Source organism: Mycobacterium sp., from assembly GCF_032162105.1.
GTDB lineage: Bacteria > Actinomycetota > Actinomycetes > Mycobacteriales > Mycobacteriaceae > Mycobacterium.
The window spans coordinates 1-9,159 of record NZ_JAVRPS010000678.1 but is presented as its reverse complement, the minus strand read 5'-3'; the positions used below and the strand labels follow the sequence as shown (position 1 = coordinate 9,159).

Sequence of the window (9,159 nt, the reverse complement as noted above, 5' to 3'; positions counted from 1 at the left end):
CCGACATCAACCGCATCCACCACGACGACGAACTACTCGACGACGAACCGTCGCCGGACGACGGATGCTAGCCACCGAAGAGCAGGTACAGCCCGGTGAACGTGTAGCCGACCATCACCAGCATCATTGCCAGCTGGCCGGTCACCTGGTGGCCCTTCGGGAGCAGCCACAGCGCCCGGTCATGCGCGGCGATCACGCCCGCGATGTGCCCGGCGAGTACGAAGCACACCTTGAGCGTGGCCAGTACCGCCGGGTGCACTGACAACACATAACTCACCTGAGTATCGCCCAGCCCCAATGGATTCCAGCCGCGGCCGAGCGGATCGGCCAACTGGATCACGGTCTGCTGGCCGCGTTCGACGAGATAGGTCAGGTAGTGCGCGAACACGTAGCCGATGACGATCGGGATGAGCGAGTGCGCCATCAACCCGGGCAGCTCGCGCCGCGTCGAGCGGTCCACACCGCCGGTGGTTCGCGCGGCCAGCCAGAACGTGGTGCCGACCACCGCGGCGAACACGAGCAGGCCCGCGGTGCGGATCGCGACGGCGCCCAACGGCACGCCATCGGCGTGGGCGTCGACGAAGTTGCGCCACTGCGGCATCGCCGAGAAGCTGTCGAACGCAGTCGATCCCAGCAGCACGGCCAGCACCGCGACGGTCCCTGGCCGGACCGGCATCGACGGCAGGTGATCGAAGGGATTGCCGATCGCGATCCGGCCGTCCGAGTTGCGGCGCAGCGGTGACAGCCGCGACGCGACCACGCCGTACACCTCGAACGGGTCTGCCCGCGCACACCAGCGATCGCCGAAGACCAGCGTGCCCGCGAGCGTCACCGCCAGATAGAGCAGCAGCCAGATCTTCACGGCTGCAAGCGATCCCGGGTCGGGGCTGGCGAGCTCGAGCCACACGAACGCGAACAGGCCAAGCACGGCTGGCCAGTAGCCCCAGCGCCCGCGGGTAGGTACTCGGGGCGGGCCGCCGGGACAGCGGCATCAGGCGGTACAGCGTGCGCACCGGCGACAGCGCGCGCCACACCGGCCCGACCGCCAGTGACAGCGCCACCAGGCCCACCCAGAGCAGCACGTAGAAGACCCCGAGCAGCGGGTTCTGACCGTCCTGTGGACCGAAGACGGCGGCGACGGCCACCCAGACCGCGAACAGCAGCGCTGCCGCGGCCACCGCCCACCGGGTGGCGGGCGCATCGACCACCGCAACGAGCCGCGCGGGCAGTGGCCGACCGGGCTTGGCCGGGTCGAACCGGGGCCTGCGCCAGGCGAGCGCGACGACCGCGAAGGTGAACGTCAGCGCCCACGCCGCACCGATCAGCGCGTAGGTGTAGGGGATCGGTAGATCGGAGGAGCCGCCCAAACCATGGGCCAGGACCGCCGTCGACCGACCGCCGATCACTGCACCGTGACGGTCGCGACGGTGCGGTTCAACTGGTGCAGTTCGATGTCGACGTTGCCGGGCACGTCGACGGTGAACTGGAACGACTGGCCGATCTTCGGCTCGATGTCGAACGTGTGCTCGGGGTTGGAATGCACGTGCAACTGATCGGCGACGTCGCTGTTGACCCGCACCACGATGGGCTCCTTCGCGTTCGCGTCGAACTGCGCGTTGGTCGGGGTCACCTCACCGCCCTTGATGGTCACGTCGATGACCAGCCGGGCCGGCGGCTCCTGCTGGTCGGACATCTGCGGGGCGTCCGTGGACGATGGAGTGGCGGGGGCACTCGAACCGCTCGTCGCGGTGTCCGAACTCGTCGATCCACCGCAGCCGGCGGTGATGAGCGCGGCTGCGGTGAGGGCGGTCAGGGTCTTCAGCGTTGTCTGATTCAGCGTTGTCACGGGGAACCATCTTGGTCGCCGGGGGCACTTTTCTCACTGTGAGCCCCGTCATCGCTCCCCTCGGCATCGTCGTTCGGGGCACTGTTGCGTCGATCGCGCATGGCCACGAACACCACGACGCCCACGACGACGACCGCGGGCGCGAACGCGGGCAGCGCCAGTAGCAGCGTGTGATCGGCGAGGACCATCAAGGCTGCGGGACGGGCTGTTTCGGAGTCGGCTCGCTGCCCGTAAACGACTCACGCGCGTTGATCCGTCCCGCACCCCACGTCAACACGGCGATCAGCACCAGCGTGCAGAACAACACCACCACCCCCGCCACGCTGAACAACCAGGACGGGTGGTTCAAGTTGCGTTCGCGCTGCAGGATGGTGAGCTCCTGGACGAACGGACGAGTGCTCGACGCCAGGGCAGGCGTCTCCTCCGCGCCGATGCCCGGGTCGGCAGGAAGGAAGATCGGCACGCCGGCCATGGTGTGGCCGTCCTGTACGCGGAGCAGCGTCTTCCACGAGCCCCACACCGGGACCGGTTGCGTCGACCGGTAGTGGCCGGGACCGACCTTCTCCAGCTTGTCGATGGCCAGGCCGCGGTCGTTGGCGACGCCGCCCTGCCAGGACAGGATCGTGACCCATTCGGGGTGGGCACTGATCAGGTCGGTGGGGGTGATCCGGACGTCCGCGGATACCATCCGCTGATCGGGGTCGCTCGGGAGGTCCGTCAATGCGATTGTGGCACTTGCATTCTCGGGCACCTCGGTGCGCAGGCCGTTGGCAACCGCGCCACCGATGACCAGCACCGTGACGACGACGGCGGTGATGCCGATCGCCGGGGGTGGCAGCCGCTGCCCACTGAGCACCGTGGCCAACAGAGCGCCGCACACTCCCATCGCGACGGCGACCGGCACCGACATGGCGAGCGCTTCGGGCCACATGCTGGTCGGCCACGGGTAGTGGTAGACCGCGTCGATCCAGAGCGACTCCAGCCACAGGCCCACGGTGCCGACGCCGAGACCCGCGACCGCGCCGAAGAGGATGGGACGCTTGAGAAGTGGGGTCAGGGCGATCAGTTCCACGATGAGCGCCGGGCCGAGATAGAGTGCGAACCAACTCGTCGGGCCGCCGAGGATGGGACCGACGACGAGCGAGACCGCGCCGCGAATGGCGATCGCCACCAGCGCGGAGATGAGCGCCCCGCCGCGGCCGAGCACCATCCGGGCGGCCACCGAGGCGAGTGCCGCAGCCGCGGCGATCATCATCGGCTGCTGCACCAGGCGGAACTGCTCGACGCCGAAGTCGTACTCGATCTGGAACACCGACAGCCCGATGAACAGGCCGCCGAACGACATGTAGCGCACCAGCTTCAGGAAGAACGTGTCGTCCATCGGGGTACCGGGCGGCATCGCGCGCCTGCCCTCGTGCTCGAGCAGCAGCACGGCGATGAGCGACAGTCCGGCGCCGCCGATGAGCATGAGATGTGTTGGCCCCCAGAGCGTCACGTCCTGGCCGAAGATGCGGTGCCAGATGTCGTCGAGCGGGAAGCCGATCAGTGCGTACAAGCCGCACATCGCCATCAGCAGGCCGCCGACGGGCGCGAACCAGGTGCGGGTGATGCGCACCGCGGCTGACCCGGGCTTGTCATAGGGCAGCACGATCGACAGGGTGCCTGCGATGAACAGCAGGAAGAGTCCGAACAGGATGAAGTAGTGGGCCGGGTTGGCGAGCGGTCCGGGGTCACGGCCGTTGCCGATGTGCAGGCTGACGTCCCAGATGAAGCCGAACAGCGCAGCGATGATGGTCGCCGTGAACAGGAACACCTGCAGCGCCACCCACGGAGGCCGCTTGAACATGGTGCCCATCCGCTCGGACAGGTTCTTCAGCCACGTGATGCGCCGCATGCGGTGCAGGTAGCCGATCCACAGCAGGGCGATTGTCACCACCATCGCGACCGCCGACATGCCGATGACCTGATCCAGTGCGGCGCCGCCGCCCTCGTTGGCCGCCGCGACGATCTGCGAAGACTCCGATGTCATTGCCACTCATTCCCCTCGTGCCGAGTTGGAGCAACCGTTCTGACCCGTCGGTAATATTGCCAGAATTCCCCAAGGTGAAACCAGGGGTACCGGTAGTTACCTGGGCTAACGGCCGCGCACGTACCGGATCAGTCGCTCCTGCATGTCGGGATAGGAGACCGCGTCGGGAAACTTGAGACCGCCACGGGTCGCGACCGCCACCGCGACGGCGGCGCTCAGCGCGGCGCGGTAGGGCAGCGAGCCGGTGGACACCCGGCGCACCCCAAGTATCGCGAGGTCGGCCGGTGAGAACCCCGGGATGGCCAGCACGTTGAGCGGCCGGTCGATGGCGCGCGCCAAGTCGCCAATCACGGCAGGGTCGGATGTGCCTGGGACGAAGACGCCGTCGGCACCCGCGTGGACGTAGCGACGGGCGCGGTCCACGGTCTCGGCCACCGTGGCGGCCTGGCCCAACCAGTACGTGTCGACCCGTGCGTTGACGAAGACCTCGGGTGAGCGCGCCTTGATCGCACGGATCTTGGCGGCATGCACCTCGGGTTCGATCAGCGTCTCTGCGGTGCTGTCCTCGATGTTGATGCCGTCGACGGGAAGCAGGGCGACGTAGTCGGCGACCGCGTCGGGATCGGCGGCGTAGCCGTCCTCGACGTCGAGGCTCAGGTGGCAGTCGAGCGGCCGCAACGCCGCCGCCAGTCGGAGGTTCGCGTCGCGCGTCGAGCCGCCGCCGTCGGGGGCGCCGTGACTGGCTGCCACGCCGAAGCTCGTCGTGCCGATCGCGCTGAAGCCCGCGTCCAGGAGGGCCAGCGCCGACGGCACGTCCCACGCGTTGGGCAGGACCAACGGCAGGTCGCCGTAGTGCAGATCGCGGAAGGTCACGACTGCCCTATTCCACCCCGATGGCCACCTCGGTTGACTTGATCAGGACCGTGGCGGCCATCCCCACCTGCAGGCCGAGGTCCTCGGCCGCGTCCTTGGTGATCGATGCGGTCACGACCTGATCGCCGCCGTCGAGGCGGACCTTCACCGTGGCCATGACGGCGCCGGGCGTGACCTCCGTGATGCTGCCGGTGAGCTGGTTTCTCGTGGATAGACGCATGTGCGCAGCCTAAGCGGATCGCGCCTGGCACCGGCCGATATCGGCTTAGCCTGGTGACGATGAAGCTCGCGGCCCTGCACCTTCGGCAGCGTGACGCCGTGACGTGCGGACCCGCCGTCGCGGTGGTGGCAGGCGCACTTCTCGATCCCGCCTACCGGAAGAAGCTGACCGGCCGTGGCGAAGTAGGCGGCGCCGCGGGGCGGGCCTGGTTCGACGGTGAGCAGGGCCGGGTGCACGACCAGGTCAACCGGCTGTGGCCACGCAGACTTGGCACGACGCCGATGGGGGTGGCCAGGGCGATGAGCGCCCATGCCGCCACCTACGGCGTGCGGTACGGCTGGCGGCTGTGCCGGGGTCGTCGGGACGCGATGGCCGACGTGGTGGCGGAGGTCGACGCGGACTGGCCGGTCGCCATGCTCGTCGGCCGGCTCATCCCGCGGCACTGGGTGCTCATCGTGGAGACGACGGGCGACGCGCTGCGCTGCTACGAGCCGTCGTCGGGCGAGGTGCGATCGGTCGACGTGGCCGCGGTGCGGGGTGCGCGGCTGCGCGGGCTGGGCTTCCCGCGGGCGTTCGCGTTCGTCCTGCCGCGCCGGCCCTAACCGGACATAAGATCCCGAGAGTCGACGAGGGACTGTTACCAGGGTGTCCACAACCGTCCATCATCGGTGGCCTCTGGTCATGCCGTCGCACAGTGCAGTGAGTAACCGGGTGAGCGTGGGAGAGAAGTCGATCCCGATGTGTGTCAGTGACGGTTCCTCGGCGTACAGGCGAGTGAGCGTCTCCGCGGGATGGGCGGCCTGCCAGAGCGGGGCAGTCATCGAGATCACCGCGATGATGAGGTCATTTGCCTGCTCGGCTGTCAGGGCACTGGCCCGAGTGATGGCTTCCGTGAGGGGTGCCAGGGCGGCGCCGACGGTGAACTTGAAGGCCCGTACCCGTTCGTAGGTCACCTCGCGCTCGAGATTCAGGGTGACGTGGGTCAGCAGGTCGCAGAACAGGGGACGTTCGGCGAGGGTTTCGGTGATCGCACGGGCGAGGGCCGCCGAGGTCAGGCCTTCGTGGCCGTGGACCCGATCAATCAGTGCGTGCGTCCACTCGGCGTACCCCGCTTCGGCGAGGCCGAGCAGGATTTCCTCCCGCGAATCGAAGTAGCGCCGTACTGCTGAGACGTGCACGCCAGCCTGGGTCGCGATCGCGGTCAGTGTCACTGCCCGGACTCCATCTCTGGCGGCGAGTGTGCGTGCTGCCTTCACGAGGTCGGTCGCGCGCTGCTCCTTGTGCTGCCGGGAGTAGGCGCGCTGAAACGTGCCTTGCTGTGACATGACCCCATCCTAATGCAACGCAAGGCTATTGCGTTGACAACGCAATGGCCTTGCGTTAGCTTCGAATGAGCGAATCCCGCTGCACCACACATCAGAAGGGGAGGTTCATGCACGCAGTGATCGTCAGCGCTTTCGGCGGACCCGAGGTTCTCACCGAAGCTGAATTAGTCGACCCGACGCCCGGTCCGGGACAGATTGCCATCAACACCACCCACGCCGCCGTCGGCCTCATCGACGTGCTCCTGCGCCGCGGCGACATGGCGGACAACCCCGGCCTCCCGCAGCCCCCGTTCGTACCAGGCGGCGAAGTCGCCGGCACCGTGCGCGCGCTCGGCGACGGCGTTGAGGGATTTCGTGTCGGAGACCCGGTCGTCTCGATGTCCCAGATCACGCTGGGGGGCTATGCCAGCGTGACCCTCGCCCAAGCGTCGACGGTGATCCCGCTGGGCAACTCCGGCGTCGATCCGGCCCAGGCGGTGGCCGCATTGCCCTACGCCGTCACGGCCTACCTGGCGCTGACCCGAGTGGCTCATCTGCAACCCGGGGAGAGTGTCCTGGTCCACGGCGCCGCCGGCGGACTGGCCTCCACCTTCCCCGCGGTCGCCCGCTCACTCGGCGCGTCGCGGATCATCGGCACTGTGTCCTCGACCAGCCGGATCGCCGACACCGACCATCTGGGCTACGACAAGGTGCTGACCAGCGACCGGTTTGTCGAGGCACTGGCCGGGCAGCCCGTCGACGTGGTAGCCGACGCCGTCGGCGGCGACGTCCGCACTGCCAGCCTCGACGTGCTGGCACCGCTGGGCCGGATCCTGCTGCTCGGCCACGCCGCTCGCACCCCAGACATCCCCGTGACCGGTGACGAACTGTGGCGGAAGAACGCCGCCATGCTCGGATTCTCCATCGGCTTCTACCTGCAGACGCATCCCGGCAGCGCGCAGCCAGCCGCCGAACAGGTCCTGCCCCTGCTCGCCGCCGGGCAACTCAGGCTGAACATCGAGGAAATGCCGCTCATCAAAGCCGCCGAAGCCCACCAACGCCTCCAAGCCCACGACGTCGCCGGCCGCCTCGTACTCACCGTCTGAGCCCACGCTGACTCCAAGATGCGGGTGGCCAAACGGGGAGCGTGACCGACCGCTTCAGTCCGCAAAAGCGCCGAGGCGGGATGACGGTCCTCATGCAGAAGTTCAGCCGTGTCGCTACAGGGCGACGCGGCTGAACTGCGTGCGACGCAAGCACTGACGGGGAGCCCGGCGTCAAACGCGCCACCCCGTCAAAGGCACTGTCCACAACGCGAAATTCCTGATCAAAGCACGCGTTAGCTGGGTAGCAATCCAATCGAACGTATGTTCTCCAGGGTCGCCGGAGGGATGTCCTTTATGGAGCTAACGGAGGTGATGCTTGAGACCAACTGGTGTCCTTGGGTGTTATCTCAGGTGAGTCCGCAACCCGATCCGCCGAGACTTGAGGCCCTACGCTTCGTCAGATCGCTTGGCCCCGGCAATCGTCACGAATTCTCGCCGCTGGCATCATGTAGGACGCCCATGACGTGCGCTCTTAGGATGACGTCTAGTGGAGATGCCGAATCGGTTTGTCTAACGAACCGCTTCATTTCCTAGCTCTCAGCCCGGCGCGAAGCCTCCTGCGCCAGCTGTATGCGCGAAGTCAGGCCTAGCTTCGTGTATACGTGTGTCAGATGCGTCTGCACCGTGCGATGGGACACGAAGAGCCGTGCGGCGATGTCTTTGTTGCCCAACCCCCCACCGACCAACCGAACCACATCGAGCTCGGTCGGCGTCAGGGAGGCCCAACCGTTCGAGGGGCGCTTACGCTCACCCCGACCGCGCTGCGCATAGGCGATTGCCTCAGTCGTGGACATGTTGGCGCCTTCGGCCCACGCAGCATCAAAGTCGTTGTTGTCCAATGCATCACGCAGCGCAACGACGGTCGCTTCATGGTCAGCGTCGTAGATCTTGAATCGTACGGCGCCGGTCCTCTCCCGCATGGCATCCGCCGCTCCCGCGAACCTCGCCGCGTCACGATGGTTGCCGTCGCCCCCGACGACTCGTGCGAGGCACTCGAGCAGATCTGGCACCACCAGGTGCGCCTGCACCTCCGCGGCACAGCGGAGCGCTTGGTGGAGATCCCGTTCGGCTGAACCGGGATTCTCGTCTGCGATGGAAACTCGGGCGCGGGTCATGAGGGCAATCGACAAGTGCCACCCCGCTGTCATCGAGACGGCTTCGTCGGCCCAACGGCGCGCCTCCAACAGGCCGCCGCGCGCCAGTGCGACTTCGGCCATCGGATACAAAAAAATCCCCGCAACCTGGGGAGGTGCCATCGTGAACTGTTCTCGCGCGGCCGCGCTGGTTCTGGCTGCTGACTCGATGTCTGCCGTGGACAGGCTGGCCACCGCGATCGCGCCTTGCAATACGCCTGGGTAGAAGCCTCCGAGTTCGTCCGCGAGCGGGACGGCCGCTTCTGCCATTGCGGTGTAACCCTGTGCGTCACCCTGGTATGCCATTGCGAGGATGAGCGGAGCCAGGCTGGAGAATTGCCAGTGAAGGTCGTGGGCTTCTTCGGCGTCGGCAAAAACCTCACGCAACTGCGACGCCGCTGTCTGCAGTTCGCCAATGTCCAGGTACGCCCAGCCGCGCCATCCTCGGCAGGCGCGCGAGGTGAACCGGTCTCCTAATGCATCGGCGATATCACGTCCTTCCTCGGCGGCGGCGCGGGATGCGATCGGGTCACCCGCCACGCTTTGGACGTAAGCACGCCAGGCCAGCATCTGGCTGAGCCACCATCCATCACCGACCGTGCGCGAGAGATCTGACGCCTCGGTGAAGTACGGTCGCGCCGCGGCGTC

Annotated in this window: 9 protein-coding genes and 1 pseudogene; 2 read left to right on the top strand and 8 right to left on the bottom strand. The window is 67.3% G+C overall.

Annotated features, from left to right (window positions below; all coding sequences use genetic code 11):
* Positions 1-67: 67 nt before the first annotated feature.
* The 6 genes and pseudogenes from QOC69_RS34175 to QOC69_RS34150 all read right to left on the bottom strand — a co-directional run bounded on the left by QOC69_RS34175 (position 68) and on the right by QOC69_RS34150 (position 4,968).
* Positions 68-1,406, bottom strand: a pseudogene (locus tag QOC69_RS34175) (hypothetical protein).
* Complete coding sequence (locus tag QOC69_RS34170) at positions 1,403-1,837, bottom strand: hypothetical protein (RefSeq protein WP_526446961.1); 435 nt, start codon at positions 1,835-1,837, stop codon at positions 1,403-1,405. Before QOC69_RS34170 ends, QOC69_RS34175 begins: the two are co-directional and overlap by 4 nt.
* 5 nt (positions 1,838-1,842) lie before the next feature.
* The gene (locus QOC69_RS34165) at positions 1,843-2,034 is read right to left on the bottom strand and encodes a hypothetical protein (RefSeq protein WP_526446959.1); all 192 of its coding nucleotides are present in this window, start codon (positions 2,032-2,034) and stop codon (positions 1,843-1,845) included.
* Positions 2,034-3,875 (bottom strand): hypothetical protein, encoded by a 1,842-nt coding sequence (locus tag QOC69_RS34160; RefSeq protein WP_526446957.1) that lies wholly within the window; start codon positions 3,873-3,875, stop codon positions 2,034-2,036. Before QOC69_RS34160 ends, QOC69_RS34165 begins: the two co-directional genes overlap by 1 nt.
* 105 nt (positions 3,876-3,980) lie before the next feature.
* Positions 3,981-4,748, bottom strand: a complete 768-nt coding sequence (locus QOC69_RS34155) for an isocitrate lyase/PEP mutase family protein (protein ID WP_526446956.1) — start codon at positions 4,746-4,748, stop codon at positions 3,981-3,983.
* 7 nt (positions 4,749-4,755) lie between these two features.
* Positions 4,756-4,968, bottom strand: a complete 213-nt coding sequence (locus QOC69_RS34150; RefSeq protein WP_526446954.1) for a TOBE domain-containing protein — start codon at positions 4,966-4,968, stop codon at positions 4,756-4,758.
* A gap of 59 nt (positions 4,969-5,027) precedes the next feature.
* Here QOC69_RS34150 and QOC69_RS34145 point away from each other — a divergent pair, with 59 nt between their 5' ends.
* On the top strand, positions 5,028-5,570 hold the full coding sequence (locus QOC69_RS34145; RefSeq protein WP_526446952.1) for a hypothetical protein: 543 nt from the start codon (positions 5,028-5,030) through the stop codon (positions 5,568-5,570).
* Between the two features lie 60 nt (positions 5,571-5,630).
* Here QOC69_RS34145 and QOC69_RS34140 read toward each other — a convergent pair whose 3' ends face one another.
* The gene (locus tag QOC69_RS34140; protein WP_526446950.1) at positions 5,631-6,293 is read right to left on the bottom strand and encodes a TetR/AcrR family transcriptional regulator; all 663 of its coding nucleotides are present in this window, start codon (positions 6,291-6,293) and stop codon (positions 5,631-5,633) included.
* A 107-nt stretch (positions 6,294-6,400) separates the two neighbouring features.
* Between QOC69_RS34140 and QOC69_RS34135 the strand changes: the two genes are divergently transcribed.
* Positions 6,401-7,378: a quinone oxidoreductase family protein gene (locus QOC69_RS34135; RefSeq protein WP_526446948.1), complete on the top strand. Its 978-nt coding sequence runs from the start codon at positions 6,401-6,403 to the stop codon at positions 7,376-7,378.
* Between the two features lie 530 nt (positions 7,379-7,908).
* On the opposite strand, the gene QOC69_RS34130 is transcribed toward QOC69_RS34135, so the two are convergent.
* Positions 7,909-9,159 (bottom strand): helix-turn-helix transcriptional regulator (locus QOC69_RS34130; RefSeq protein ID WP_526446946.1); only part of this gene is annotated, 1,251 nt, incomplete at its 5' end.

Bases quoted from the DNA above. Each gene is read 5' to 3' on its own strand.
- QOC69_RS34145 (WP_526446952.1), top strand. From the start codon at position 5,028: ATGAAGCTCGCGGCCCTGCACCTTCGGCAGCGTGACGCCGTGACGTGC.
- QOC69_RS34165 (WP_526446959.1), bottom strand. From the start codon at position 2,034: ATGGTCCTCGCCGATCACACGCTGCTACTGGCGCTGCCCGCGTTCGCG.
- QOC69_RS34150 (WP_526446954.1), bottom strand. From the start codon at position 4,968: ATGCGTCTATCCACGAGAAACCAGCTCACCGGCAGCATCACGGAGGTC.
- QOC69_RS34140 (WP_526446950.1), bottom strand. From the start codon at position 6,293: ATGTCACAGCAAGGCACGTTTCAGCGCGCCTACTCCCGGCAGCACAAG.
- QOC69_RS34160 (WP_526446957.1), bottom strand. From the start codon at position 3,875: ATGACATCGGAGTCTTCGCAGATCGTCGCGGCGGCCAACGAGGGCGGC.
- QOC69_RS34135 (WP_526446948.1), top strand. From the start codon at position 6,401: ATGCACGCAGTGATCGTCAGCGCTTTCGGCGGACCCGAGGTTCTCACC.